The following is a 25,646-nucleotide window of genomic DNA, read 5'->3' on the forward strand; positions in this document are numbered from 1 at the left end:
TAGGATGGCCCAGGTTCCTTGGAGTTGTCGGATGGCGGATCTTTCCATTGCGGTGAGGCAGGTCGGTGAGGTGGCGGTGCTTCTGCCCGCTGGATTCATCAATGCCCACACCGTCCGGGAGTTCGAGGAGGCCCTGGAAGGACTGGTCCAGGACGGCCGCTACACGATCCTGCTCAACTGCAAGGACCTCAGCTACATCAGCTCGGCTGGCCTGGGCGCCATCATGGGGCTGATCGAGACCGTGCGGGAGCACGGGGGCGACATCCTGCTCTCCAACCTCCAGGAGAACGTCTTCGCCATTTTCGACACCCTTGGATTCACCCAGCTCTACCGGGTGTTCGTCGACGAGGACCAGGCCATGGCGGCGGCTGCGCCGGAGCGGAAGGGCTGAGGGTGGCGGCCAAGATGGACCACGCCCAGTTCAAGCTCGTCATCCCGAGCCAGACCCGCTATCTGAACCTGGTGACGGGCCTGGCCAAGCGGGCCTCGCTGGTGGCCGGACTCGACGACGCCACCGCCGCCAAGGTGAGCATCGCCGTGGATGAGGCGGTGACCAACGTGATCCTCCACGCCTACGGCGGTGAGGGCGAGCACAGCGTGGAGCTGGAGCTGCGCTTCACCGAGCAGGCCCTGGAGATCCACATCTGGCACTCGGGCCGGGGCATCCGCGGCGATCAGCTGGTGCTGCCGGATCCCAAGGAATACATCAAGCACCCCCGCAAGGGCGGCCTGGGGCTCCTGCTCATGAGCCGGTTCATGGATGAGGTGCAGTTCAAGGCGGACGAGGTCTCCGGTCGCAACGAGTGCTGCCTGATCAAGAAGATCAGCTGAACCACCTGGTTCACCCGACATGCCCACCAATCCTTTCGACCGCCTCCGCCACCTGGCGCTGAAGATCCCCGAGGGCGCGCAGGAGCTTCTGCCCCTCATCGACTTCCTGGAGGCCTTTCCGCAGCAGGGCAGCGAAGAGGACCTGGTGCACCTGGTGGGCGTCACCGCCATGGGGATCGCCAAGGCCGGCCAGGGCGGGCTCTGGGATGGGGGCAAGTGGCTGTTCCTGCGGGGTGCCGCACCGGCCTTCCCGACCCACCCGGGGGAAGACTGGCAGGTGCGCCCCTGGATGTACGGCGATGAGTGCTACGGCCACCTGGTCCTGCGTGTCGGCGGTCTGCCGGAAGCGGTGCCTCTATTGCTGTCCATCAGCGCACCCCTCCTGGCCTGGCGCCGGGCCGAGGCCTGGCGCAGTTCCCAGAACCAGGCCCTGGCCCTGCAGCTGTCCCGGCTCAACACGGTCTTCGAGCTGACCCGCAACCTGGGCGTGGTGGAGACTCGGCGCGACCTGGTGCGCCTCATGGCCAACACCCTCATGGGTGAGTTCCGCATCATGCGGCTGCTGGTGGTGGACCCCCAGGGGCAGGTGCTCCATGCCAAGGGCCTGGGGACCGTCCCCGAGTCGCTCGAGGGCGAACAGCTCCAGCACGTGGTGGAGGCCCGGGGGCTGGTCCACGCCATCGAGCTGGTGGACCAGACCCACAGCCACGGCTTCGCCTATGCGGCGGAACCCGCCGTGGGCGTGCTGTCCGAGGACGACCTGGTCTTCCTGCGCACCCTGCTGAACCTGACCTCCTCGCAGCTGTCCAGCCTCGAGCTGCGGGAGGCGAGGATCCAGGCCGAGCGCATGGAGAAGGACCTGGACTTGGCGCGCAACATCCAGCGCAGCCTGCTGCCCAAGACCCTGCCCGAGCCGGCCGGGTGGCAGTGCGCGGCGGCCAACCTGCCCTACCAGGCTGTTGGGGGCGACCTCTACGACCTGTGGATGGCCCGGGACGAGGGCAATGGCGATCGCCTGCACCTCGCCGTGGGGGACATCTCGGGCAAGGGTCTGCCCGCATCGCTCATGATGACCCAGCTCTCGGCCTTCCTCCGCGCCATGGCGGACCACCGGGTGCCGGATTGGGGGCGCCTGGCGGAACGGGTGAACCGCCGGATGAACGACGTGCGCGACCGGAACCGCTACACCACGCTGTTTGCGGGCAGCCTGAACCCGTCGAACGGCGACCTCCGCTACGTGAACGGAGGCCACAATCCTCCGCTCCTGGTGCGAGCGAACCGGGAGGTGGTGCGGCTCTCCCCCACGGGGCCCATGGTGGGGCTCCTGCCCGGCGTCACCTTCGCCGAAGGGCGGGCGCACATGGACCGGGGCGATGTCCTGGTGATCTTCACGGACGGCGTGGTCGAGGCCGAGAACGCCGCCGGCGAGGAACTGGGCGACGGCCCCCTGGCGGACGTGGTCCTGCGCCGGCCGGAGGCGGGGGCGGACGAGCTGTTCGAAGCCCTGCTGGTGGAGGCCTTCCAGCACCTGGGTGAGGGCAAGTTCCGGGATGACGTGACGCTCGTCGTCATCAAGCGCATGGGCTGAACGGTTCTTGAAGCGTTTCGTATCCTGGTACCTGGAGGCCATCGCATGAACCAGACCAAGACCCTTCTCATCATCGTGGCCATGACCGGCCTGCTGGTGTGGATTGGCGGGATGATCGGCGGGGAATCCGGCATGGCCCTGGCCCTGGCCCTCGGCTTGGTCATGAACGGCGTGAGCTACTTCTTCTCCGACAAGATCGTGCTGGCCAGCTACGGCGCCCAGCCCGTCAGCCAGGCCCAGGCCCCCGAACTGCACGCCATCGTGGCGAACCTGGCCCAGCGGGCGGGCCTGCCCATGCCGCGCATTGCGATCATCCCGGAGGACACTCCGAACGCCTTCGCCACGGGGAGGAACCCGGAACACGCGGTGGTGGCGGTGACGGAGGGAATCATGCGCATCCTCAGCCGTCCCGAGCTGGAGGCCGTCATCGGCCATGAACTGGGCCACGTCAAGCACCGGGACATCCTCATCGGCAGCCTGGCGGCGGTGCTGGCCCAGGCCATCATGTTCCTGTCCCGGTTTGCCGGGATCTTCGGGGCCCGGGACGAGGAGGGCCGCTCCAACCCCATCGCCAGCATCGCCATCATGATCCTGGGCCCGCTGGCCGCCTTCATGCTGCAGATGGCCGTGAGCCGTTCGCGGGAATACATGGCCGACGAGTACAGCGCCCACCTGACGGGCCGTCCCGACATGCTGGCCTCCGCCCTGGAGCGCCTGCAGGCCTACAACCAGCAGCTGCCCATGCAGTCCGCCGAACCGGCCACGGCGCACATGATGATCGTGAATCCGCTGAGCGGGGGCGGCCTCATGAGCCTCTTCTCCACCCACCCCCCCATGGCGGTCCGGGTGGAGCGCCTGCGGCGCATGCCCATCGAGGCGAGATAAGCCCGAACTGAAAGGTCCCACCGATTCGGCCGATAGAGCCCCATGCGGGACCGGTTGGGCAAATTCGAGGTGGTGCGCCTGCTGGGCAAGGGGGCCATGGGCGAGGTCTACCTGGGCCGGGATCCGAAGTTGGGGAGGGACGTGGCCCTGAAGGTCATCTCGGCCGGCACCGCCTTCGGCGATGAGGCCCAGGCCCGGTTCGAGCGGGAGGCCCGGGCGGCGGCCCTGCTGAACCACCCCCACGTCGTCACCATCTACGAGTTCGGGGAAGACGAGGGCATGCACTACCTGGCCATGGAGTTCCTGGATGGCCATGAACTGGAGGCCCTGATCCGCGAGGGGAAGACCCCCAAGGCGGACCTGCTGGAGGTCCTGGCCCAGGTCTGCGACGGGCTGGGTTATGCCCATGGCCGGAGCGTGATCCACCGGGACATCAAGCCCGCGAACGTCCTGGTCACCCGGCAGGGCAAGCGCCTCCACGCCAAGCTCATGGATTTCGGCGTGGCCCACATGGGCCCCTCGGGCCTGACCCAGTCCGGCGTCTGGATGGGCACGGTGAGCTACATGGCCCCCGAGTATCTGGATACGGGCAGGGCCACGGCCAGTTCCGACATCTTCGCCCTCGGGGTGATCCTGTACGAGATCCTGTCGGGCGGCCGCAAGCCCTTCCACGGCGAGAGCACCACCTCGGTGCTCAACTGCATTCTCCGCCATGCCCCCGAACCGATCCGTCCCGCGGACCTCAAGGACGTGCCGGGACGCCTGATCGCCGTGGTGGACCGGGCCCTGGCGAAGCGGCCGGAAGATCGCTATCCGGATGCGGAGAGCCTCGGAGGTGCCATCCGGGAGGGGCTGAGCGGGCCCGTGGAGGCTCCGATGGCCGCCGCGGTTCCCGCGCCCGCTCCGGTGCGCCCCGAGCCCGAAGGGTCGGGGCACCGCATCCGGGTCGGCAAGGGCGGGCAGGGCCAGTGCCTGAGCCTGAAGGTGGCGCTGCGGCAGGCCAAGGCGGGAAGCGAGATCCTGGTGCTGCCCGGGGTGTACCGGGAATCCCTGGTGGTGGACAAGGATGTGGCCATCCTGGCCCTGGGCGAGCCCGGCGAGGTGATCATCCAGGCCAGCTCCGGCCCCGCCCTGATCATCCAGACCCAGGCGGTCACCCTGCGCGGGCTCACGCTCCAGGGGCCCGCGGGAGAGGCGGTCCTGAAGGTCAAGTCCGGATCCGCCCGGGTGGAAGGGGGCAGGATCCTGGGTTTCCAGGATGCGGGCGTGGAGGTGGACTCCGGGGCCCAGGTCTCCCTCGAGGAGGTGGTCATCGGGCCGGGAGCAGGCACGGCCCTGCGGGTCGGCGGGCGTGGTCAGGCGACCCTGGTGGGGTCCACCCTCCAGGGTGAGGCGGGCGGGGTGGAGGTTGAAGGCGAGGGCCGCGTCCAGCTCACCGGCTGCCGCCTGGTGGACAGCCGCTTCGCGGGCCTGCTGGCCCTCGAGCACAGCCAGGTGGTCGCGGAATCCTCGGATATCGGAAATCACGCCTGTGCCGGGGTGCATGTCCTGGCCGGGGCCAACGTGGTGCTGCGCCAATGCCGGGTGGCCGGGAACGCGGGCTTCGGAGTGTCGGTCATGGACCGGGGCCTGGCCACCATGGAGGGCTGCCAGGTGCAGGCCAATGGCGGTGCCGGGCTGCTCATCCATCGCGGGGCCACCGTCCAGGCCCGGAACTGCGCCTTCTCGGAAGGCCGGTCGCTGGGCGTGGATTGCGCCGAAGGCGGCCAGGGGGTCCTGGATGCCTGCGAGATCGCGGGCAATGCCGGGGCCGGCGTCCAGGTGGAACCCGGGGGCAGCCTGCTGCTGGTCCGCTGCAGCCTCAATGAGGGACGGGACACGGGGCTCCTGCTCATGGAGGACTCCGATGTCACCCTGGAGGAGTGCGTGGTCCGCCGCAATGCCAGAGGCGGTGTCCTGCTGGCCAGGGATGCCGCGGATCCGGTCATGCGGGGTGGCAATCGCATCGAGGACGGCTTCCACCGCGTGGATGCCGGGGGCAACCTGGTGAAGGTGACCCCGATCTAGGCCGGACCTCCGGGCAGTCCTATTCCAGTCCCGCCAACTCGTCCAGGAGGGCCAGCCAGGAGGCATCCCCGGGTGCAGGCCAGGCCATGGGGCGGATGAGCGGGTCGCCCGTTTCGGGCGGTACCGCGCCCTTGGCCATCAGGGCAACCGACCACTCCCGGGCGCTTCCCAGCTCGCGCTGGAGGTCCTGGATCTGTCCCAGCGAGGCGGCGTCCCCAGCGCCGGTCCCCACGAGCAGGAGGGGGCAGCTGGAGTGGCGGTCCATCCGGAGCACCGCGAGGGCCTGTTCGAGGGTTCCGGCGGCCTCTTGACGGACATAGCCGGCAGTGGAGAGGGCCTGGGCCACCAGATCCCGCTCAGGCCCCGCTTCCATGGCCAGGACCAGACGGGTGGAGCGCCGTCCCAGCAGTCTGAGGGCGTCCGGGGACTGGGCGCCCGCAGGGGCGGTCCGGGCGGCGGGTTCCTTGGCGAGGGCGGGGCTTCGGGGGCCTGAGGGGCGGGGGGGTTCGGCGGATTGGCTGGCGGGTGTCCGCAGCATGCGCTCGCGGATGTCCAGGACCACCCGGAGCTCCCGGAGCTCGGCTTCCCGGAGATCCAGGAACTGGAGCCCCAGGATGATGCCACCGTCGCGCTCCAGGGCGTTGGCCAGGATGCCGCGGGCCTCGAAGAGAGGGAGGTTCGGCAGGTCCCGGACCTTGAGCAGGGGAATGGACTTGCCCCGTTCGAAGAAACCCAGACCGGGCGTGATCCGCAGGTGGTCATCCAGCCGCAGGACCCGATCCACCCGGAAGGCCAGGCCTCCCTCGGACAGGTTGACGAGGGGACCCGAGATGCCGTGACCGGGAATGGCTCCGTCCTGGGCCACGACGTAGGCCTTCTCCCTGGGCCTGAAGGGGTAGCGCTTGTGCTGCCGACGGTCGGCGGGAGCCATCCTGGCGGGGATGCTGAACCGGTACAGGAGGTAGTTCTCACGGCCCAGGAAGGTTGTGGGGGCCCAGTAGCGCTGGTCCCCCAGCAGGAAGACCATGTCGAAGACCGCGCCGGCCGCCAGTTCGTGGGGGAGGGGCCGGATGAGCTTGAGGTGGATGCAGCCCTTTTTAAGGTCGACGTGCTGGACCTGGGAAGAGTAGGGAAGGGTGTGGGTCCCTTCCACCTTGATGGGGAACTCCGTCTCCTGGGCGAGGAGGTCCTGCATGGACTGGCGGATCAGGACCGGGTCCTCCAGAGGAGTACCGCGCCCCGTCCAGTTGCTGACGTTTCCCAGGTCCATCATGCCGCCTTCCCCCAAGGCATCGGGCCGGGGGGCGGGAGAATTGAATCCTAGGAGCGAATCTAGACGTTGAACAGGAAGTTCATCAGGTCGCCGTCCTTCACCACGTAGTCCTTGCCCTCGGTCCGCATCTTCCCAGCGTCCTTGGCGCCCTGTTCACCGCCATACTGGATGAAGTCCTCGTAGGCGATGACCTGGGCCCGGATGAAGCCCTTTTCGAAGTCGGTGTGGATGACTCCGGCGGCCTGGGGGGCCGTGTCGCCCTTGTGGATGGTCCAGGCGCGGACTTCCTTCACGCCGGCGGTGAAGTAGGTCTGGAGCCCCAGCAGATCATAGCTGGCGTGGATGAGCACGTTCAGGCCCGGCTCGGTCAGGCCCGCCTCTTCGAGGAACATGGGGCGGTCCTCTTCCGGCAGGTCCTGGATCTCAGCCTCGAGCTTGGAGCAGATGGGGATGCAGGGGGCGTCGCGCTCGGCGGCCAGGGCCTGGAGCCTCACGTAGTGGGGATTGCCTCCGGGGTTCCGGATGTCCTCCTCCCCGATGTTGCCCACAAAGAGGGTGGGCTTGAGGGTGAGCAGGCCATAGGACTTGACCAGGGCCTTGTCTTCGGCCGAGAGGCCCAGGGTCCGCGCCCACTTGCCATCGTTCAGGGTGGCGTACAGCGGCTCCAGCACCGCCACCAGGGCAAGGGACTCCTTGTTGCCGGTCTTGGCGATCTTGCGGTGGCGCTCCAGGCCCTTCTCGATGGCGTCGAGGTCCTTGATGACCAGTTCGGTCTCGATGATGCTCAGGTCCCGTTCCGGGTTCACGCCACCCTCGACGTGGGTGACGTTGCCGTCCTCGAAGCACCGGACCACCTGCACGATGGCATCCGTCTCCCGGATGTGGCCCAGGAAGGCGTTGCCCAGGCCCTCGCCCTTGCTGGCGCCCCGGACCAGGCCGGCGATGTCCACGAATTCCTGGGCGGCGGGCAGGATGCGCTGGGGGTTCACGATCTTCGCCAGGGGCGCCAGGCGCGGATCTGGCACGTCCACCACGCCCGTGTTGGGCTCGATGGTGCAGAAGGGGTAGTTGGCCGAAGCCGCGCCCGCACGGGTGAGAGCGTTGAAAAGGGTGGATTTTCCCACATTGGGCAGACCCACGATGCCACAGGCGACAGCCATTCCATCCTCCAAGCCCTCCAGTATCCCAGACAAGACTTGTGACGAAAAGAAAGGCTTCCGGCACTTGCGCGGAGCCCCCCGGCGCCATACTCTCCCCGCCAAGGTCACAGGGAACCGAAGGGGAGGCAGCATGATCGTGAGGGCGGAATGGCCGGGTTACGTGGTGGACGTCCTCGTCCGCCCCGGCCAGGAAGTGGAGGAGGACGAGCCCCTGATGATCCTCGAGGGCACCGATTCCTCCCGCACCTCCTTCTATATCAATGCGCCTGAGGGTGGCAAAGTCCGCGAGATCCTCATCGAGGAGGGTGACTTCGCCTATGAGGATGACGATCTGGTGGTGATCGGGGACTCGGACCGGGACGAATAGCTGATCGAAACGCTACACTGGCCTTCTCCTCATGAGGTGGCAGATGGCAGTGGTGCGGGCCGAGATGGCTGGGAAGGTCCTGGAGGTCTGCGTCGCCGAGGGTGACGCGGTGGGCGAGGACCAGGACCTGGTCATCATCGAGTCGATGAAAATGCAGATCCCCGTGGGCAGCCCGGAGGAGGGCACGGTCAAGAAGGTCTTCGTGGTCCCCGAGCAGTTCCTGAACGAAGGGGATCCCATCGTCGAGTTGAGCTGATGGACGTCCGCCTGGAGTATCTGGGTGGTCTGGATGCCGGCATCGTCCTGCTCGGCCTCGACCGGCCCGCCGCGAAGAATGCGCTAGGGCGCCAGCTCCTCCGGGAATTCCTGGAGGCGCTGAGGGTCCTCGCCGCCGATGCTGCGGTCCGCGTGGTGGTCGTCCACAGTCTGGTCCCCGGCGTGTTCTGCGCCGGGGCTGACTTGAAAGAGCGGGCGGAGATGTCCGCCGCGGAGGCCGCAGGCTTCGTCCAGGGCATCCGGGCCTGCTTCTCCGACCTGGAGCGGTTGCCCATGCCCGTGATCGCGGCCCTGGAGGGCGCCGCCTTCGGCGGGGGGCTGGAACTGGCCCTGGCCGCCGATCTCCGCGTGGCGGGGGCCGAGGCGAAGATGGGGCTGGTCGAGACGGCCCTGGCCATCATTCCCGGCGGAGGGGGCACCCAGCGCCTGCCGCGCCTCATCGGAGTGGCCCGGGCCAAGGAACTGATCTTCACCGCCCGGCGCTTCGGCGCGGAGGAGGCCGGTCGGCTTGGCCTCGTGAACTGCGTGGTACCCGCCGGGCAGGCCCTGGAAGCAGCGCTGGGCCTGGCGCGGGAGATCCTCCCGAACGGTCCCGTCGCCCTCCGCATGGCCAAGCAGGCCGTCAGCCAGGGCCTGGACCTGGACTTGGCTTCGGGGCTCGCCCTGGAGGAGGCCTGCTATGCCCAGGTCATCCCCACCCAGGATCGGCTGGAGGGGCTGGCCGCCTTCCGCGAGAAACGCAAACCCCAGTACAAGGGCGAATGATGAGCCACTCGCACGGCCCCACGACCACCGGACGGCTGGCCCTCAGCTCGCTGATCTTCGGCCTGAACTTCCTCGTCCAGGGGGTTGGGGGCCTGTGGACGGGATCGCTGGGGCTGGTGTCCGACAGCCTGGAGAACCTGAACGACGCGGTGGTGAACCTGCTCGCCCTGGGCAGCATCCGGCTGGCCAACCGGCGCGAGCCCTGCGACCGGTGGACCTACGGCTGGCACCGGATCGAGATCTTCAACACCCTGCTGGGCGTCCTGCTCCTGGTGATCCTCGCGGGCGCCGTGCTGTTCGAGGCCTGGAACCGGGTCCAGCACCCGGTCTCCATCAAGCTGGGCTGGGCCATCGGGTTCTCCCTGGCGGGGCTGCTGCTGAACCTGGCGGCCACCTTCGTGCTCATTCCCGCCGGCGGGTCTGGCCAGGAGCGGGACCTGAATCTGCGGAGCGCCTACCTGCACGCTCTGGGGGACAGCCTGGCCAACGTGGCGGTGGTGGTGGGCATGGTGGTGATCCGCTTCACCGGCTGGAAGTGGGTGGATCCCCTCCTGGCCGCAGGCATCGCGGCGGTGATCCTGCGCGGCGCCTTCCTGCTGCTGCGGGACGCCGTGGGCATCCTCATGCACCACGCCGCCTTCGATCAGGAGGAGGCCAAGGCCGAACTGCTCCGGCTGCCGGGCGTCACGGGCATCGAGGATCTCCGCTCCTGGCGGGTCTGCAGCCACCTGACGGTCTGCACCGCCCACGTCATCGTGGAGGCCGAGCGGCTGGAGGACACGGAAGTCCACCAGCAGCGCATCGAGCACCTGCTGGCAGAGCGCTTCGGCGTGCGCCACCTCACCCTCCATTTCGAGACCAGGGCCATGGCCGACCGCCATCAGCACCGCTTCGTGCACGAGCATGAAGCGGAAGGGTATGAGCATCATCACGAGTGAGGCCCCAGGCTTCCGTCGCGCGGGCTGCGCCCGCGCGTAGAAAAAAATGCGGCCCGAAGGCCGCATCCTTTTTCACTGAGGACGGATCAACCCATCCCATGCTTCTTCATGATGGCGGCCCGCTGGGTGTCGAACTCGACCTGGTTGATGAGCTGGCTGTCGAAGAGGTCCTTCAGCTCCGTCAGCTCTTCCTTCAGCGACTTCGTGGGAGCCGCGGCGGCGGGGGCGCTGCCCGCAGGGAAGCCCTGCTGGCCCATCTGCTGCTGGGCGCCGGCCATCTGCTGGCCCATCATGTTGCCCATGCCGAAGCCCACGCCCATGCCCATGCCCAGTCCGGCCACGCCGCCCTGGTTCTGGGCCGCGAGGGGGATGCTGTCGGCCACCTGCATCTGCGTGTAGGCACCCATGACGGGGGCCATCATGCCCACGCCCGTGCGCTTGTCCATCATGGCTTCCACTTCCTCGGGGAGGCTGATGTTCTCCACGAAGAACTTGGACAGCTCCAGGCCCATGGTCTTGAACTCTTCCTGCAGCTTCTGCTTCACGAAATCGGAGATCTCGTCGTACTTCGCGGCCAGGTCGAGGGCGGGGATCTTGGCTTCGCCCAGGGCATCCGTGAAGCGGCTCATGATGGTCTTGCGCAGCTGCTCGGAGATGTCGGGCACCGTGTACACGCCGTTGGTGCCCACCAGCTGGCGCAGGAAGGTGGCACTGTCCACCACCTTGATGGAGTAGATGCCGAAGGCCCGGATGCGCAGCATGCCGAAGTCGGCGTCACGCATCATGATGGGGTTCGAGGTGCCCCACTTCAGGTCGTTGTAGAGTTTGGTGGAGATGAAGTAGACATCGCTCTTGAAGGGGCTCTCGAAGCCGTACTTCCAGCCCTTCAGGGTGGCGAGGATGGGCAGGTTCTGGGTGGTCAGCCGGTGGGTGCCGGGCTTGAACACGTCCGCCATCTGGCCTTCGTTGACGAAGACGGCCTCCTGGCTTTCACGCACCACCAGCTGGCCGCCGTTCTGAATCTCCTGGCCCCGCATGGGGAAGCGCCAAGCCAGCGTGTCCGTGGAATCATCCAGCCATTCGAGGATGTCGAGGAATTGGGCTTTGCCCCAGTCCATCAGACCCATGGGTTGTTCTCCTAGTGGCATTGGCCACGGCTACGATTCTAGGCCGGTTGGCAAGCCGGCCAGGGCGGTCGGAGGGAAAAACCGGTGAACGGTCGGATCGGATCGGGGAGCCGTCGTCAGCGCGTTCCCTTGACCATGCGCACGGGGTCTTCGGACTTGCCCTTGCCACCGGGCTGGTCGATGCGCGTCTTGCTGTGGACCATGCGGGTGTCCGAGTCGATGATGCAGCGCCAGCCTTTGGCCTCCTTCGGCGTGCGGACATCCACTTCCCAGCCACCGGAGGCCCCGTTCAGGGGGATGCGGCGGGCCGTGACCGCCTTGCCACCGGTGTCCTGCTCGGCGATGGCCTTGGCCTCCTTGGCGGACTTGATGGGGCCGGACGCGTGCTTTTTCGATTTGGTGGTCCCGGCCGAAAGGACGATTGCGGGAACGAGCAAGGCCAAGGCCAGTGAACGCGAGTGCATGGGGACTCCGGGGGATGGCAGGATTCTAGCCTCGGCCCGGGGGCACTGGCAATCAGGCGCGGTAGAGCGCGGCACCCCAGTGGAGGCCGGAACCCAGGGCGGTGAACACCAGGTTCATGCCGGGCTTGATCAGGCCCTGCTGGCGGCACTCGTGGAACAGGATGGGCAGCGTGGCGGCTGTGGTGTTGCCCCAGCGCTCGACGTTGTGGGGCACCTTCTCGGGGGGCAGCCCCAGGGCCTTCTGCACGCCCTCGATGATGCGAAGGTTGGCCTGGTGGATGAGCAGCAGGTCCAGGTCCTCCACGGCCAGGCCCGAGAGGGCGCAAACCTCCCGGACGGCCTGGGGCATCAGGGTCACGGCGGTCCTGAAGACCTCCTTGCCGGACATGACCGGGACCGTCTCCCCGGCGTCGATCTGCTCGTGCGACACGAAGGGCCTCCGCTTGAAGCTGGCGCCCGGCATCATCAACACGCCGGCCGCGGTGCCGTCCGTGTGGAGCCGGATGGGGCCCAGGCCCGCCTCCCCGTCGCGGGCCTCGATCACCACGGCCCCCGCGCCATCGCCGAAGAGCACGGTCCGGTCCCGGATGGCGGTGTTGGCGGCCCGCTCGGCTTCCGTGACCTCCCGGGTGGAGAGCCCGATGACCGTGTCCCAGCCCAGGTGCCAGGGCATGAAGGGGGAGTGCACTTCGGCGCCCACGAGGAGGACGCGCCGGTAGCGGCCGCTCTGGAGGACGAGGTCCGCCAGCTCCAGCCCGTAGAGGAAGCCGCTGCACTGCTGCCGGATGTCGAAGGTGGGGATGTCCCGCAGGCCCAGGGCCGCCTGCAGGAGGGGGCCATTGCCCGGCAGCACGTGATCCGGGGTCATGGTCGCGAAGATCACCGCGTCGATGTCGGTGGGCGTCAGACCGGCATCCGCGATGGCGTTCCGGGCGGCGATCGCGCCCAGGTCGCTCGAACCCTGGCCCGGTTCTGCATAGCGCCGCTCCTGGATGCCGCTGCGCACGCGGATCCACTCGTCCGAGGTATCCATGAGCTTCGACAGCGCCTCGTTCGTGACGAGGTGTGGGGGCACGCCGATGCCCGTTCCAGTGATGACGCTTCGCATGGGGCTCCTGTCGGTGGCAGTCGGTCAGGATAGCGGGAACCTGGGCGATGAACAGCGCGGTCGTGACTCAAGCCTCACGGTCCGGGGATCAGGTGCGAGGGCGTCGGGTTCCGGTCCCGGTCAGCTGCCGGGCCTGTCCCGAACGTAATCGGCCAGGGCCATGTCCTGCTGCAGGATGTGGTCCCTGAGCCAGGTGGAAAGCATGGGCACCAGTTCGCCAGGGACCCGGTCATCGCCCAGGTTGAAACGCGCCTTCAGTTTCCGCAGCTGGTCGAGGAGGCGGGCATGCTCCCAGGCATGGGCCTCCGCGCCGGGGAAGCCGCACCGGGCCATGAAGGCGTCTTCACCCTCGAAATGGACCCCGATGTACCTTTCCAGAAAGGCGAGGATGGCGTTCATCTCGTCCTTTGACGGCCCTTCCCGGGTGGATTCCACCAGCATGCGCAGGATCCTGAAGAGCCCCTGGTGGTGGGCGTCGATGCTGGGGATATCCGTCGCATATCGCGAGCGCCACGTCGGGCTTGCCGTGCGATTCGTCATAGAGGGTCCGGCCTATCCCATGGAGCGTCCAGATTGGGACTGCGCGGCCTGGAATCGTGCTCACACTTTCTTACAGTCCGGACGGTGCCTGGGCCTCCCCCGGGGCAGCCACCTCATCGGCGCTGCTGAGGAAGGCATAGCCCCTTCCATGGCGGGCCCGCACGGGCAATGGCTCCCCCGGGCTTACCTTCAGGACCTTGGTCCGGAGCCGGCTGAGCATGGTCTCCATCCGGCGCATGGCATAGACATCCGGAATCTGCTCAAGGGCCCGGGAGAGGACGTCCCGGTCGACCACCACGCCAGGCTGAGCGAGCAGGGGGGTCAGGAAGCGCTGCTCGTTGTCCGTCAGGGACACGTCGGCTCCGGAAGGGGTGACCAGCCGGGCGCGAAGGGGATCCAGCCGCCATCCTGCGGGAGGATCGGCCGGCCGGTGCAGTTTGAGCCTGCGGTGGAGGCTTCCCAGTGCCGAAGCGAGTTCCCGGATGTCCGCGGGCTTGGCGAAGTAGAGGTCGGCCCCGCAATCCAGGCCCAGCACCCGGTCGTGGGTCTCGTCCCGGGCGGTGAGCATGACGATGCCCAGGTGGGGGCGTTCTTGGCGCAGGCGCGTGGCGATGGAATAGCCGTCCTCTCCGGGAAGCCCGATGTCGAGGATGACGATGTCGACCGGATGGGCCTTCAGGTGCGCCTCCAGCTCAATGCCGTCGCAGACGCCCACGGCCTTGATCCCAACCCGGCCCAGTCCCGAGAGGATGTATTTCCTCATCACGGCCTGGTCCTCGCAGGCGACGACCCGGATCCCCCTGACCGGATTCCCGGGGGCCCTCCCGTCGATTGCCTGGACATCGTTCATGCAGCCTTGCCCTCAAGCGGTTCATTCACTCCGGAGACAACCATGTACAGGGACACCATAGGCTGCCTTGGCCCCAACGCCTCGCACGAGGGTATCAAGTCCGCAGGAAGGCCGTGGCCCGGGGGTCGCTTACCGAGGCGGCCTCGCCGGCCGGATATGTCAATTTTCCACCTCAAGCGCTGAATGCACCTTGGGAATGAATACGACTCCGGCGGATTACATTTATCGGCATGCATGTCCTTGCACTGAAGCACATGTGAGAAAGTGTGAGAAAAAGAGGATGTGTTTATCCCGAATAATGACAAGGCCCTTTATTCCTTTGATTCACAGGGCTGGTCTGTCTATCCGGGAGTCCTCATGCGTCACCACTCCAAGCTCATGCTCGCACTGGCGATGTCCGTCCTCGCCCTGGGCCCGATGGCCTGCACGAGTTCGTCCTGGTGCGCCGACTGCGAGCAGGCGACCGCCATTCTCGGACTGAACTACCAACCGGTGAATACCTACACCGTGGGCACGGCCATCCCGGTCAATCCGCCGAATCCTTCCGGTGGCACCCCCCGGATCTACACGGTCGACTCCGGGATCCTCCCTCCCGGCCTCAGCCTGGACCCGGCCACCGGGCGCATCACCGGAACACCCACGGCGGCCGGCGTCTACACCCTGACCATCCGTGGCGCCAACAGTGCCAACAGCGCCTCCCAGACCATCCAGATCACGGTGGTTCCTGCCCAGCCCCTGGGCCTCGGCTATGCGACGCCGCAGGTCTTCCCGGCGGCTTCGGCCATCGCCATGCAGAATCCGGTGCTGGCCCAGGCCACGCCCGGCCTCGCCACGATCTATGCGATCACCGCCGGGAGCCTGCCAGCGGGCCTGACCCTGAACGCGGACGGCACCATCAGCGGCACGCCGACCGCGCCCGGAGTCTTCCCCTTCACCGTCACCGCGACCAACGGGACCCGGACCGCCACCGCCTCGGCCACCTACACCGTGACGCCCGCCGGCAGCCTGGGCCTGACCTACGCCACGCCCAAGGTCTTCGGAGCCGGGCTTGCCATCACCGCCCAGGGTGCGGCCCTCCTGAATCCGACCCCGGGCGTTCCCACCACCTATGCCGTCACCACCGGAGCCCTTCCGGCCGGACTTGCCCTCAGTGCCACCAACGGCGATATCACCGGGACGCCGACCGCGCCTGGCGTCTTTCCTTTCACGGTGACCGCCACCAACGGCACCCGCACGGCGGCCTCGAGCCCCGCGTACACCGTGACTCCCGCGGCGGCACTCGCGCTGGCCTATGCGACGCCCCAGACCTTCACCTCCGGCACGGCCATCGGCACCCAGGTGGCCACCCTCTCCAATCCCACGCCAGGGGTGGTCACGACCTATGCCCTGACCGGGGGGACCTTCCCTCCGGGCCTGAGTCTGGACCCGGCGACTGGTGGCATCACCGGCACCCCCACCACGCCCGGTGTGTACACCTTCACGGCCACGGCCACCAATGGCACCCGGAATGCTAGTGCCACGGCCACCTACACGGTGGTGCCGGTGGGCGCGCTAGGTCTCGATTACACCTCGCCCCAGACCTTCACGGCCGGGTCGGCCATCGCCACCCAGATGCCCTCGGTCACGAACCCCACGCCTGGATTGACGACGACCTTCGCCGTGACCAGTGACGCCCTGCCTGGTGGTCTGACCCTGAATCCGGACGGCACCATCACCGGCACCCCAACGACGCCGGGCGTGTACGCCTTCACCGTCACGGCCACCAATGGCGCCCGCACGGCCACTTCGAGTCCCACCTACACGGTGACGCCTGCCGCGGCCCTGGCTGTCGACTACTCCACCCCCCAGACCTTCACCGCCGGGACGGCCATCGCCGCCCAGGCGCCCGTCCTCTCCAATCCGACACCGGGCGTGGCCACGACCTACGCCGTGACCGCCGGCACGCTGCCGGTGGGCCTGACCTTGAATGCCGATGGCACCATCACCGGCACACCCATCGCCCCCGGCGTCTACGGATTCACGGTCACGGCCACCAACGGGACCCGCACCGCCACTTCGAGCCCCAGCTACACGGTGGTCCCCGCTGCGGCCCTGACCGTCGACTATTCCACCCCCCAGACCTTCACCACCGGGACGGCCATTGCCACCCAGGCGCCCGTCCTCGCCAATCCCACGTCCAACGTGGCCACGACCTATGCCGTGACCGCCGGCGCGCTGCCGGATGGCCTGACTTTGAACGCCGATGGCACCATCACCGGCACGCCGACGGCGCCCGGTGTCTATGCTTTCACCATCACGGCCACCAACGGCACCCGTGTCGCCACCTCCTCGCCGACCTACACCGTGACGCCCGCGGCGGCGCTTGCACTCACCTACGCGACGCCCCAGACCTACCCGGTCGGAACGGCCATCACCACCCAGGCCGCAGGGCTCGGAAACGCCACGCCTGGCTTGAACACCACCTATGTCTTGACCAGCGGTTCACTGCCTGCCGGACTCACGCTGGACGCGGGCACCGGCAACATCCTGGGTACTCCGACGGCTCCGGGAGTCTACACCTTCACCATCACGGCCACGAACGGTGGTCGCAGCGCGCTGTCCAATGCCACCACCTACACGGTGAACCCCGCCTCGAACCTGACCGTGGGCTACGCTTCGCCCCAGACCTTCCCGGTGGGCTCGGCCATCGCCACCCAGAACCCGACCCTGGCAAACGCCAACCCGGGCCTGACGACGACCTATGCCATCTCCAGCGGCAGCCTGCCCGCAGGTCTGACCCTGAACAGTGACGGCACCATCACCGGCACGCCCACCACTGCTGGCGTCTACACCTTCGTCATCACGGCCACCAACGGCACCCGGACCCCCGCCGTGTCGGGCACCGTCACCTACACGGTGAACCCCGCGTCGAACCTGACCGTGAGCTATGTCTCACCCCGGACCTTCCCGGTGGGGTCGGCGATCGGCACTCAGAGCCCGACCCTGGCAAACGCCAACCCGGGTCTGACGACGACCTATGTCATCTCCAGCGGCAGCCTGCCTGCAGGTCTGACCCTGAACAGTGACGGCACCATCACCGGCACACCCACCACCGCTGGCGTCTACACCTTCGCCATCACGGCCACCAACGGCACCCGGACCCCCGCCGTGTCGGGCACCGTCACCTACACGGTGAATCCGGCTTCGAACCTGACCGTGGGCTACGCTTCGCCCCAGACCTTCCCGGTGGGCTCGGCCATCGCCACCCAGAACCCGACCCTGGCAAACGCCAACCCGGGCCTGACGACGACCTATGCCATCTCCAGCGGCAGCCTGCCCGCAGGTCTGACCCTGAACAGTGACGGCACCATCACCGGCACGCCCACCACTGCTGGCGTCTACACCTTCGTCATCACGGCCACCAACGGCACCCGGACCCCCGCCGTGTCGGGCACCGTCACCTACACGGTGAACCCCGCGTCGAACCTGACCGTGAGCTATGTCTCACCCCGGACCTTCCCGGTGGGGTCGGCGATCGGCACTCAGAGCCCGACCCTGGCAAACGCCAACCCGGGTCTGACGACGACCTATGTCATCTCCAGCGGCAGCCTGCCTGCAGGTCTGACCCTGAACAGTGACGGCACCATCACCGGCACACCCACCACCGCTGGCGTCTACACCTTCGCCATCACGGCCACGAATGGCACCCGGACGCCCGCCGTGTCCAACACGGTGACCTACACCGTTCCTGCGCTGGCGCCCACCGCCCTGAACTACACCTCCCCGATCACGTACACTGCCAGCCTCGCCATCGCGAACAACAACCCGAATCCCACCGGGGGCGCGCCCACGGCCTACAGCATCGCGGGGGGCAGCCTGCCTGCGGGGCTCAGCCTGGACCCCGCGACCGGGGTCATCAGCGGCACCCCGACGGTCGGTGGCAGCTTCTCCGTCACCATCAGCGGCAGCAACTCGACCGGAGGTACCAGCCAGACCCTCAGCATCACCGTGCTGGCCTATCCCACGGCGAACCTGTCCAGCAATCCCTCGACCGTGCCCATCGGCCAGTCCTCCAGCCTCACGGTCCTCTTCACGGGCAGCGCGAGCGGCACCGCCCTCCTCACGGGGGACGGAATCGTCACGCCGCTGACCGTGACCTCGGGGACCTCGGTGCCCACGGGCATCGTGAACGTGCCCGGCACGCTCCGGACCTACACCCTGACCGTGACGAACGCCCAGGGCTACACGGCCACGTCCCAGACCACGGTGCAGTGGATTCCGGTCCCCCTGGACACCTGGACGGTGACCCTCCCCACCACGGGTGGCGGGCCCCTGACGCCCGGCTCGGGGAACCTCCTCCAGGGCCAGATCGCCATCACTGTGCCCGACCAGGGTCAGAGCCTCTGTGGTGACGTCACGCTCACCGTGAACAAGGAGGCCTCTCTGCCCGGGGCCATCGTCGCGGCGGCCCGGGACTACTCCCACACCTTCAACATCGCTTCGAACCTGGGCTATCCCTTCCGGGTGCCCATCACCATCACCCTGGCCTACGATCCCACCCTGGCCAGCCCGAGCCTGACTGGCACCGACCTGCCGATGGCCTTCTACTGGGACCCCAGCTACAGCAAGTGGGTGGCCACGGGGCTGAAGGCTGTGGACACCACCGCCCACACGGTGACGTTCACGACCCTGCTCCCCGGTCGCTACGCGGTCCTGGGCGTCCCGAGCCTGGCCGTCGCCACCCAGAACCTGGGCTTCGCCAGCGGCACGGATGACTGGCGCCAGAACAACCCCTCCGTCTATGACCTCCCGGGCGGTGCCAGCCTCGGCATGAGCTCCTTCGCCTCCTGGTTCTTCCCCTTCGGGAAACCGGCCAATGGCGGCACCGGCCTGTTCAACCAGTTCCCGACGGTGGGTGATGCCAATGCCGCGGCCCTCATCAGTCGCCTGGCCAACGGCACCATGGACAGCTGGGAGGCCCTCTGGAACCAGGGCACCTACACCCTGACGGACCGCCAGACGGGTCTGGCCCTGCTGACGGGCCTCATGGTCACCGGCCAGCCCCAGGTCTTCCTCATGAGTGACGCCCGTCCGGCCATCAACAATGGTCTGGCGACCGCGGTCTACGGGTACGACAACGCGACCGGCCGGTTCAAGGTGATGGATCCCAACTACCCCGGGAACGCCCTCACCATCGCCTGGTCCGCGGGTTCCGGCTTCTCGTCCTACGATCGCGCCGCCGGCTACAGCCCCGCCCTGGCGAAATACGCCTTCGAGGGCCAGACCAGCGTCCACCGGCTGGCGGACTATGACCGGGTTCTCTCCGGGGCGGCCACGAGCTTCCCCGCCGCCACCTTCGCCACGATCAATGTCACCAACGTGGCCGAAGTCCCCAGCCCGAACCTCGCCCAGGACGTGGTGGTGACCAGCGCCAACAACGTCACCGTGAGCGGCACTGTCACCAATGGCGACGAGGCCGCCAGCCACATCTACTGGAGCCAGAACGGCAGCGCGCCCCGCACCGCCGTGCCCCTGGTCGGCAATGCCTTCACCTTCACCATCCCGGCCCTGGCAGACCCCTACGCCACCACCGTGACTCTGGAAACCACCTCGACCCCCTGTGATCCCAGCTTCTCCCACTCCGGCTTCGCGAAGTTCGTGGTGAAGCAGTCCAGCCTCACCCCCTGGTTCACGAACTCCTGCTTCGAGAACGGGCAGGCGAATCCCGCGCCCTGGGTGCTGGAGCAGGGATTCAACGGCTCCAGCGTCGCGGCCGTCCCCTACCCGACGCCCCAGACCTTCAGCACCACCACCGGGCAGATGAATTCGTACTCCATCAGCTGGAACCAGGCCGCGGTGGACAGCGCCCTGGTCCACAGCGCGGCGCACGCGGCCGATGCCAACGTTCCGGCCATCGCCTCGGTGCTGGACGGCGACTACAGCTTCATGGTGAACAACCCCGCCAACGGGGCCCACATCAGCCGGATGTACGAAACCATCACCGTGCCGACCACCGTGGCCAACCCCAAGCTCACCTTCTACTGGGCCGCCGCCATGCAGAGCGCGGGCCACGTCCCGGCCCAGCTGCCCTACGTGGACATCCTGGTGCAGGACGTGACGAACAACTATGAAGTCCTCTACTTCGTCCACCACTATCCGCCCAGCACGGTCGGAGCGACGACGTACACCGATGGTTATCCCGGCTGGATCGCGGGCAATGGCACCGGCGCCAACCAGTGGTACGGCATCAACTGGCAGAAAGTCGGTCTGAACCTCGGCGCCAGCCGCCAGGGCCACCAGCTGAAGATCACGGTCATGGCCGCCGACTGCAACCAGGGCGGGCATGGCGGCTACGCCTACATCGACAACATCGGCTGCAACTAGCACCGGGTTCGGATTTTCTTTGGAGTTGTCATGCGCACTGCCGTCTCGACGCTGATGCTTGCCCTTGCCGCCAACCTAAGCGCTGCCGGCCCAGTCGCGCCCGCCCAGGAGTTCAACTGGGTCCAGGGCCAGCTGGCCTACCTGTCCCAGCAGAACTCCGCCTGCATGAAGGACTCCCCGGGCTTCGGCCTGGGGGGCGGCCAGTGGTTCATGCCCCGGTGGGGCTGGGAGGCCACCTTCCTCCACGGTCGCCTCGAGCCGACCAGCCGGCTCTGGAAGGCCAATGAGGATCACCTTGATGCCACGGCGCTGTTCCGTCCCCTGCTGGATACGGGGCGGTGGATCCCCTTCCTGCGGGCCGGCGTCGGGGCCTCCCGGCTGCAGAATCCGCTATCCCTGAGCGGGGCCACCACCACCCGCCTGAACCTCCTTGCCGCGGCGGGCACCCAGGTGATCCTCAGCCCGCGGGCCCTGGGCACCCTGGAACTGCGCACCACCACGGTGGAAAGCTCCACCCGGAGACAGGAACTCGCCGCGCTGGTCGGGCTGGGCTACCGTTGGGGCGGCAAGGCTCCGGCTGCTCCGGCACCGGTGGTTGCTCCCGCTCCCGAATCAAAGCCGACGCCTGCGCCGGTTCCGCCGCCCACCGCTCCCGAGCCGGTGGTCGTGCCGCCCCCTGCACCCGCACCGGCACCCGCTGCTCCTCCTCCGCCCCCGGTCCCTGAACCAGTGCCAGCTCCTCTGCCCGTCAAGTTCGTTCTCGGGGATGCCGTCCTGCATTTCGCCAACAACGGCTCGGAGTTGAGTCCGGAGGGCATGGAAGCCGTCCAGGCGGTCGCCCGGCAGCTGCAGGCCTACCCCGGTGCCTACACCCTGATGGTCAGTGGCCACACCTCCAGCCTGGGCGGCAACGCCCACAACCAGGCGCTGAGCAAGCGCCGCGCCGAGGCCGTGGCCAGGCTCCTGGCCGGGGCCGGCATTCCCGCGGATCGCATCTTCACCGTGGGGCGCGGGCCGGATGTCCCCATCGCCGACAACAAGACCCGGGAAGGCCAGAGCCGGAACCGCCGCGTGGAGATCGACGTCAAGACCACCGAGGCCGTGGAGAGGGTCCACAAGGCCACCGGCATCGTGGATCTTCCCGTCCAGCCGAAGGCGCCTGCCAAGGCGGGCAAGGCCCGGCCAAAGCCTCAACCAAAGCACTGAACGCCGTTCTGGATCTCCCCCAGGGAAAGCCCGGGGGAGATCCAGGTCAGCTGCCGGAGCCGGGAATGCCCAGCTCTCCGAGCCACCGGGCCTGTTCGGAGGGGCGCTCCACCCTCAGGCCACGGACCTTGAGGGTGTGCAGGCGCAGGGCCCCATCCGCAAACCCGAGCAGCAGGCCCTCCGGGGTGAGGCGGTAGCACCCCGGAGGGCAGGGTTCTCCCGTCGGCAGGGCCCAGGCGACCTTCGCCGTGCCCAGGGGGGTCTCCAGGAAGGCATTGGGCCAGGGATCCGCCACGGCCCGGATCTGGTTGAAGGCTTCCGCTGCGGTCATGGCGAAGTCCAGCCGGGAGTCGGCCGGCTTGCGACCGCCAAAGTAGGTGGAGGGGCCGAGGGTCTTCTGGTCGATGCGCGGGCAGGAACCGTCCACCAGGCCGGGGATGGCATCCCGCACGAGGTCCCTACCGGCGGCGGCGGCCTTGTCCGTGAGGCTGAGGGCGGTCTCGTCCCAGGCGATGGGCAGGCGCGCCTGGGCCACGATGAAGCCATCGTCGGGCTTGGGAGTCATGGCGTGGAGGGTGACGCCGGTCTCGAGTTCGCCCTTCACCAGCACCCAGTTGATGGGTGCCCGGCCCCGGTACTTCGGCAGCAGGCTGCCGTGCAGGTTGTAGGCGCCGAGGCGCGGAATTTCCAGGAAGCGGGCCTGGATCATCTCCCGGAAGTAGAAGCTGAAGAGGAAATCCGGACGAAGTTCCCGGATGGCGTCGTACACCGAGTCTTCGTTGAACCCCGGGGCCATGGTCACGGGAATGCCCTGGGCTGCGGCCAGCACAGCGGGCGGAGTGAACCACAGCTCGTCTGGTCCCTGGGGATAGGTGTAGAGGCCGACCACGTCTACGCCCGCCTCCAGCAGCCCTTCCAGGGCCGCGGTCCCCACGCTGGAGTAGGCACATACCACGGCGGTCGGCTTGGACATGTTTTTCCCTCGGAACTTCTCCAGGATCGCATAATCGGTTGAATCCCCTGTCCGTAGACCTATGTTGTGTCGGGAGCCCCCGTGCGCCTTCGACCCCTATCCCTCCTGTTCTGCGCAACCCTCCTGGTCGCTGGGGGGGATCCCTTCGAGGCACCGCCAGAGCTGAAGACCTTCGCCCAGAAGCAGACCATCGGCCACATGGGGGTCGCCACCAAGGTCAGCTACCTGCTCAGATCCTTCTTCGCGGCCCCGGAGGATGGCGGGCTGGGGATCACCTACGACAACGCCTACACCCGCACCCCCATGGAAGCCTGGCGGGACCGCAAGGCCAACTGCCTGACTCTGACGGCGCTCTATGTGGCGGCCTGCAAGTCCATCGGCCTCGAGGCCAGGTACGGGGAATCGCTGAGGGTCAGCCGCTGGCGGCGGGTGGGTACCACGGTGCGCTACGAGCGGCATGTGGTGGCCGTCGTTCCGGCCGGCACCATTGGGCAGGAACTCGTCGCCGATTTCCTTCCGGAAATCAGGAAGGACACTCAGCTCATCGTGCCGCTGGAGCCCAAGCGCGTGCTGGCCCTGTTCTACAGCAACCGCGCCGTCGAGCTGATGGCCGAGCCCCGCCCGGATGAGGCCCTGGCGTCTGCCCACCGGTCCATCGAGATGGACCCGAACCTGGGTGTGGGTTGGAACATCCTGGGGGTGGTGCAGCGGAGCCTCGGCCAGGACGCCGAAGCCGAGAAATCCTTCCTGAAGGCCATCGGGGCCGATCCCAAGGATGGGGCCCCCTGCGGCAACCTGGAGAACCTCCTGAGGGCGCAGGGCCGGGAGGCGGAGGCACAGGTCTACCGGGACCGGGGCATGGAGGTTCGGAAGCGGGATCCCTTCTTCAACGCCTTCCTGGCGGAAGAGGCCCTGCAGGACAGCCACTGGGAGGAAGCGGACAAGCGCATCAAACAGGCGATCAGGCTGCTACCCCAGGAGCCGGACTTCTACCTGATCCAGGCACGCCTGGCCCTGGCCCAGGGGCAGCGGAAAGACGCCATCAAGGCCCTGGAGAAGGCGCGCAAGTGGGCCATGCCCGAGATGCAGGCCCGCTACGACACCAAGCTGGCGCTGCTCAAGGGAGAAACGCCCAGCTAGTTCGCCTCCAATTCCGCGAGACGGGTCTGGGCATCCACGCTGTCCGGATGGTGCATCAGGCATTCCCGGAGGTAGCGGCGGGCTCCCTCCAGGTCCTCCAGTTCCCGGCGCGCTTCGGCCAGGTGGATGAGCGCCTCCTCGGCCTGGGGATCCACATGGAGGGCCTGCCGCCAATGGCCCTCCGCCCGATCCCAGTCGCCGAGCTCGGCGCAGGCGTGGCCCGCATCCAGCAGGAAGCGCAGCCCATGCGGATCCATGCGCACCGCCCGTTCCAGGTCCATCCGCGCCGGGAGCGGATCTCCCAGGTGGGCGCGGGCCAGGCCCCGCAGATGCCAGAAGGCGGGGCGCTCCCGACAGGGCTCCGCCAGCCCGTCCAGGTAGGGCAGCAGCGCCTCCCAGGCCGCCATGCCGGCCAGGCAATCCGCCTGCAGCAGCAGGAGGTCCACGTCCCCGGGCTGTTCCTTGAGCAGAGCCAGCACCTCCGCGTAGGCGGCCTCGTACCCGCCCTCGGCGACCAGGATCTGCAGCCTCAAGGGCGGGTGGTGGTCCCCCTGCTGGTCGAAGGGGACCTGATCCAGCAGCTCCTTTGCGAAGGCCGGGCGATCCTCCCACCAGAAGGCGAACTCCGCGCGGCGGAGGTGCCATTCCTGACGGAAGGAGCCGCCCTCCTCGCCTTCCGGGATGGTGTCCCAGGCCCGCTCGAGGGTCAGCAGGGCATCCCCGTCCCGGTGCAGCTCCAGGGCGATCTGGTAGCGCTCCATCCAGAGACGGAAGGCGCCGGGCAGGCTGCCGATGGCACTCTCGATCACCTTCCAGGCACCTTCCCGGTCCCCCAGCTGGCGGCGGGAGACCGTCTCTGCCAGCCAGTGCAGGGGCTGGGTGCGCCGTTCCGCGGGCAGGTTCTGGACCAGCGCGAGGGCCTCCGCGTAGCGGCCATTCCGGAGCAGGTGCATGCCAGCGGCGCCCCGGTCCCAGGGCAGCCGGGGATCCCCATGGCGGGACATGAGGACCCCCAGCGCCTGCTCAGCCATGTCCTCCCGGCCATGCTGGAGACCGGCCAGCATGAGGTCCTCCAGGATGAGGGGATCGTCCCAGGAGAGGGGCAGGGCCTCCTCGAAATGGACCCAGGCCCGGTGCAGGGTCTCTGGCTCAGCCACCCGGAGCAGCAGGATGCCCTGCAGGTGCCGGAGCCGGCCCATGTGCGGGGCGAGCGCCATGAGGCGCGCACCCCAGGCCAGCCTCTGGAAGGACGGAGTGCCCGGGACTTTCCGGAAGGCCCGGGAAACCAGGGCCCTCCTCCAGAGCGGCAGGCGGGCAAGCTGCGCCTCCAGCGCCTCCAGCCAGGCCAGGTCCCGGTGGCCGAGGGAGAGGTGGAGGGCACTCCTCAGCTGGAGGATCCGGTAGCCAAGCTCACCCCGGTTCCATCCGGAGGTCCCCAGCGCCTGGAGCACCTCGTAGGGATGATCCCCCTGGGCCCAGCGCCGTTCGGCCCGATGGAGCCGGGGCCGGTCGATCCACTGGGCCCGGGCGTTGAGTCCGATCCAGGCGCCCAAGCCCATGGTCCCGAGGACTAGGGCCAGGGCCGGCAGGGGGGTGAGGCCTTCGGGAGGCGCAGTGAGCAGGGCCATGCCCGCGATGGCGGCCACGGATAGCACCGCGGCCAGCGTGGTTCGGAGCAGCCAGGATCGTCCGGATTCCGTCATGGATCGAGTATGAGCCCGTCCC

At 68.0% G+C, this 25,646-nt stretch carries 21 protein-coding genes; 12 read left to right on the top strand and 9 right to left on the bottom strand.

Features of this window, described 5'->3' with window-relative positions:
* Positions 1-31: 31 nt before the first annotated feature.
* The 5 genes from QOZ81_RS04125 to QOZ81_RS04145 are packed head-to-tail and all read left to right on the top strand — an operon-like array spanning position 32 to position 5,371.
* Positions 32-391, top strand: coding sequence for an STAS domain-containing protein (locus QOZ81_RS04125; protein WP_291201214.1), 360 nt, complete (start codon positions 32-34; stop codon positions 389-391).
* Between the two features lie 14 nt (positions 392-405).
* Entirely contained in the window at positions 406-831 is a 426-nt protein-coding gene (locus QOZ81_RS04130; protein WP_291201212.1) for an ATP-binding protein, read from the top strand.
* Positions 832-850: 19 nt separating this feature from the next.
* Complete coding sequence (locus tag QOZ81_RS04135; protein ID WP_291201209.1) at positions 851-2,419, top strand: PP2C family protein-serine/threonine phosphatase; 1,569 nt, start codon at positions 851-853, stop codon at positions 2,417-2,419.
* Positions 2,420-2,464: 45 nt separating this feature from the next.
* A complete protein-coding gene (gene htpX / locus QOZ81_RS04140; protein ID WP_291201206.1) occupies positions 2,465-3,304 on the top strand; it encodes a zinc metalloprotease HtpX in 840 nt (279 codons plus the stop codon).
* Positions 3,305-3,346: 42 nt separating this feature from the next.
* Positions 3,347-5,371, top strand: coding sequence for a protein kinase domain-containing protein (locus QOZ81_RS04145; protein WP_291201203.1), 2,025 nt, complete (start codon positions 3,347-3,349; stop codon positions 5,369-5,371).
* 19 nt (positions 5,372-5,390) lie between these two features.
* Here QOZ81_RS04145 and QOZ81_RS04150 read toward each other — a convergent pair whose 3' ends face one another.
* On the bottom strand, positions 5,391-6,644 hold the full coding sequence (locus tag QOZ81_RS04150; protein ID WP_291201200.1) for a PilZ domain-containing protein: 1,254 nt from the start codon (positions 6,642-6,644) through the stop codon (positions 5,391-5,393).
* Between the two features lie 59 nt (positions 6,645-6,703).
* Entirely contained in the window at positions 6,704-7,804 is a 1,101-nt protein-coding gene (gene ychF, locus QOZ81_RS04155; RefSeq protein ID WP_291201197.1) for a redox-regulated ATPase YchF, read from the bottom strand.
* 130 nt (positions 7,805-7,934) lie between these two features.
* Here ychF and QOZ81_RS04160 point away from each other — a divergent pair, with 130 nt between their 5' ends.
* Genes QOZ81_RS04160 through QOZ81_RS04175 form a run of 4 tightly spaced genes read left to right on the top strand, consistent with a single transcriptional unit; the run spans position 7,935 to position 10,150 of the window.
* Positions 7,935-8,171, top strand: coding sequence for an acetyl-CoA carboxylase biotin carboxyl carrier protein subunit (locus QOZ81_RS04160; RefSeq protein WP_291201195.1), 237 nt, complete (start codon positions 7,935-7,937; stop codon positions 8,169-8,171).
* A 43-nt stretch (positions 8,172-8,214) separates the two neighbouring features.
* Complete coding sequence (locus QOZ81_RS04165) at positions 8,215-8,427, top strand: acetyl-CoA carboxylase biotin carboxyl carrier protein subunit (RefSeq protein WP_291201192.1); 213 nt, start codon at positions 8,215-8,217, stop codon at positions 8,425-8,427.
* Positions 8,427-9,212 carry an enoyl-CoA hydratase-related protein gene (locus tag QOZ81_RS04170; RefSeq protein ID WP_291201190.1) on the top strand — a complete coding sequence of 262 codons (786 nt, stop codon included), beginning with the start codon at positions 8,427-8,429 and terminating at the stop codon, positions 9,210-9,212. Before QOZ81_RS04165 ends, QOZ81_RS04170 begins: the two co-directional genes overlap by 1 nt.
* Complete coding sequence (locus QOZ81_RS04175; protein ID WP_291201187.1) at positions 9,209-10,150, top strand: cation diffusion facilitator family transporter; 942 nt, start codon at positions 9,209-9,211, stop codon at positions 10,148-10,150. The genes QOZ81_RS04170 and QOZ81_RS04175 overlap by 4 nt, the downstream gene beginning before the upstream one ends.
* 86 nt (positions 10,151-10,236) lie before the next feature.
* On the opposite strand, the gene QOZ81_RS04180 is transcribed toward QOZ81_RS04175, so the two are convergent.
* From QOZ81_RS04180 to QOZ81_RS04200, 5 genes are all read right to left on the bottom strand, one after another.
* A complete protein-coding gene (locus QOZ81_RS04180; protein ID WP_291201184.1) occupies positions 10,237-11,277 on the bottom strand; it encodes an SPFH domain-containing protein in 1,041 nt (346 codons plus the stop codon).
* A 116-nt stretch (positions 11,278-11,393) separates the two neighbouring features.
* Entirely contained in the window at positions 11,394-11,741 is a 348-nt protein-coding gene (locus QOZ81_RS04185) for a hypothetical protein (RefSeq protein ID WP_291201181.1), read from the bottom strand.
* Between the two features lie 52 nt (positions 11,742-11,793).
* Positions 11,794-12,849, bottom strand: coding sequence for a 3-oxoacyl-ACP synthase III family protein (locus QOZ81_RS04190; RefSeq protein WP_291201179.1), 1,056 nt, complete (start codon positions 12,847-12,849; stop codon positions 11,794-11,796).
* A 120-nt stretch (positions 12,850-12,969) separates the two neighbouring features.
* A complete protein-coding gene (locus QOZ81_RS04195) occupies positions 12,970-13,389 on the bottom strand; it encodes a bacteriohemerythrin (RefSeq protein WP_291201177.1) in 420 nt (139 codons plus the stop codon).
* A gap of 70 nt (positions 13,390-13,459) precedes the next feature.
* Complete coding sequence (locus QOZ81_RS04200) at positions 13,460-14,239, bottom strand: response regulator transcription factor (protein WP_291201174.1); 780 nt, start codon at positions 14,237-14,239, stop codon at positions 13,460-13,462.
* A gap of 357 nt (positions 14,240-14,596) precedes the next feature.
* Here QOZ81_RS04200 and QOZ81_RS04205 point away from each other — a divergent pair, with 357 nt between their 5' ends.
* Positions 14,597-20,602, top strand: a complete 6,006-nt coding sequence (locus tag QOZ81_RS04205) for a beta strand repeat-containing protein (protein WP_300715349.1) — start codon at positions 14,597-14,599, stop codon at positions 20,600-20,602.
* 30 nt (positions 20,603-20,632) lie between these two features.
* The gene (locus QOZ81_RS04210) at positions 20,633-21,808 is read left to right on the top strand and encodes an OmpA family protein (protein ID WP_291201168.1); all 1,176 of its coding nucleotides are present in this window, start codon (positions 20,633-20,635) and stop codon (positions 21,806-21,808) included.
* 46 nt (positions 21,809-21,854) lie between these two features.
* Here the strand turns inward: QOZ81_RS04210 and QOZ81_RS04215 are convergent, their stop codons facing one another.
* Entirely contained in the window at positions 21,855-22,781 is a 927-nt protein-coding gene (locus QOZ81_RS04215) for a formyltransferase family protein (protein WP_291201165.1), read from the bottom strand.
* An 81-nt stretch (positions 22,782-22,862) separates the two neighbouring features.
* On the opposite strand from QOZ81_RS04215, the gene QOZ81_RS04220 reads away from it, so the two are divergent.
* Complete coding sequence (locus QOZ81_RS04220; protein ID WP_291201162.1) at positions 22,863-23,921, top strand: tetratricopeptide repeat protein; 1,059 nt, start codon at positions 22,863-22,865, stop codon at positions 23,919-23,921.
* Here the strand turns inward: QOZ81_RS04220 and QOZ81_RS04225 are convergent.
* A complete protein-coding gene (locus QOZ81_RS04225) occupies positions 23,918-25,624 on the bottom strand; it encodes a tetratricopeptide repeat protein (RefSeq protein ID WP_291201159.1) in 1,707 nt (568 codons plus the stop codon). The genes QOZ81_RS04220 and QOZ81_RS04225 overlap by 4 nt on opposite strands.
* Between the last annotated feature and the right edge of the window lie 22 nt (positions 25,625-25,646).

Origin of the sequence: Geothrix sp., from assembly GCF_030219325.1 — a bacterium.
Lineage (GTDB): Bacteria > Acidobacteriota > Holophagae > Holophagales > Holophagaceae > Geothrix.

What these genes read in the sequence shown, in the direction of transcription:
- QOZ81_RS04175 (WP_291201187.1), top strand. Translation starts at nt 9,209, where the DNA reads ATGATGAGCCACTCGCACGGCCCCACGACCACCGGACGGCTGGCCCTC.
- QOZ81_RS04130 (WP_291201212.1), top strand. Translation starts at nt 406, where the DNA reads ATGGACCACGCCCAGTTCAAGCTCGTCATCCCGAGCCAGACCCGCTAT.
- QOZ81_RS04185 (WP_291201181.1), bottom strand. Translation starts at nt 11,741, where the DNA reads ATGCACTCGCGTTCACTGGCCTTGGCCTTGCTCGTTCCCGCAATCGTC.
- ychF (WP_291201197.1), bottom strand. Translation starts at nt 7,804, where the DNA reads ATGGCTGTCGCCTGTGGCATCGTGGGTCTGCCCAATGTGGGAAAATCC.
- QOZ81_RS04165 (WP_291201192.1), top strand. Translation starts at nt 8,215, where the DNA reads ATGGCAGTGGTGCGGGCCGAGATGGCTGGGAAGGTCCTGGAGGTCTGC.
- QOZ81_RS04215 (WP_291201165.1), bottom strand. Translation starts at nt 22,781, where the DNA reads ATGTCCAAGCCGACCGCCGTGGTATGTGCCTACTCCAGCGTGGGGACC.
- QOZ81_RS04135 (WP_291201209.1), top strand. Translation starts at nt 851, where the DNA reads ATGCCCACCAATCCTTTCGACCGCCTCCGCCACCTGGCGCTGAAGATC.
- QOZ81_RS04200 (WP_291201174.1), bottom strand. Translation starts at nt 14,239, where the DNA reads ATGAACGATGTCCAGGCAATCGACGGGAGGGCCCCCGGGAATCCGGTC.
- QOZ81_RS04190 (WP_291201179.1), bottom strand. Translation starts at nt 12,849, where the DNA reads ATGCGAAGCGTCATCACTGGAACGGGCATCGGCGTGCCCCCACACCTC.
- QOZ81_RS04170 (WP_291201190.1), top strand. Translation starts at nt 8,427, where the DNA reads ATGGACGTCCGCCTGGAGTATCTGGGTGGTCTGGATGCCGGCATCGTC.
- QOZ81_RS04125 (WP_291201214.1), top strand. Translation starts at nt 32, where the DNA reads ATGGCGGATCTTTCCATTGCGGTGAGGCAGGTCGGTGAGGTGGCGGTG.
- QOZ81_RS04225 (WP_291201159.1), bottom strand. Translation starts at nt 25,624, where the DNA reads ATGACGGAATCCGGACGATCCTGGCTGCTCCGAACCACGCTGGCCGCG.
- QOZ81_RS04180 (WP_291201184.1), bottom strand. Translation starts at nt 11,277, where the DNA reads ATGGGTCTGATGGACTGGGGCAAAGCCCAATTCCTCGACATCCTCGAA.
- QOZ81_RS04145 (WP_291201203.1), top strand. Translation starts at nt 3,347, where the DNA reads ATGCGGGACCGGTTGGGCAAATTCGAGGTGGTGCGCCTGCTGGGCAAG.
- QOZ81_RS04205 (WP_300715349.1), top strand. Translation starts at nt 14,597, where the DNA reads ATGCGTCACCACTCCAAGCTCATGCTCGCACTGGCGATGTCCGTCCTC.
- QOZ81_RS04210 (WP_291201168.1), top strand. Translation starts at nt 20,633, where the DNA reads ATGCGCACTGCCGTCTCGACGCTGATGCTTGCCCTTGCCGCCAACCTA.
- htpX (WP_291201206.1), top strand. Translation starts at nt 2,465, where the DNA reads ATGAACCAGACCAAGACCCTTCTCATCATCGTGGCCATGACCGGCCTG.
- QOZ81_RS04150 (WP_291201200.1), bottom strand. Translation starts at nt 6,644, where the DNA reads ATGATGGACCTGGGAAACGTCAGCAACTGGACGGGGCGCGGTACTCCT.
- QOZ81_RS04195 (WP_291201177.1), bottom strand. Translation starts at nt 13,389, where the DNA reads ATGACGAATCGCACGGCAAGCCCGACGTGGCGCTCGCGATATGCGACG.
- QOZ81_RS04160 (WP_291201195.1), top strand. Translation starts at nt 7,935, where the DNA reads ATGATCGTGAGGGCGGAATGGCCGGGTTACGTGGTGGACGTCCTCGTC.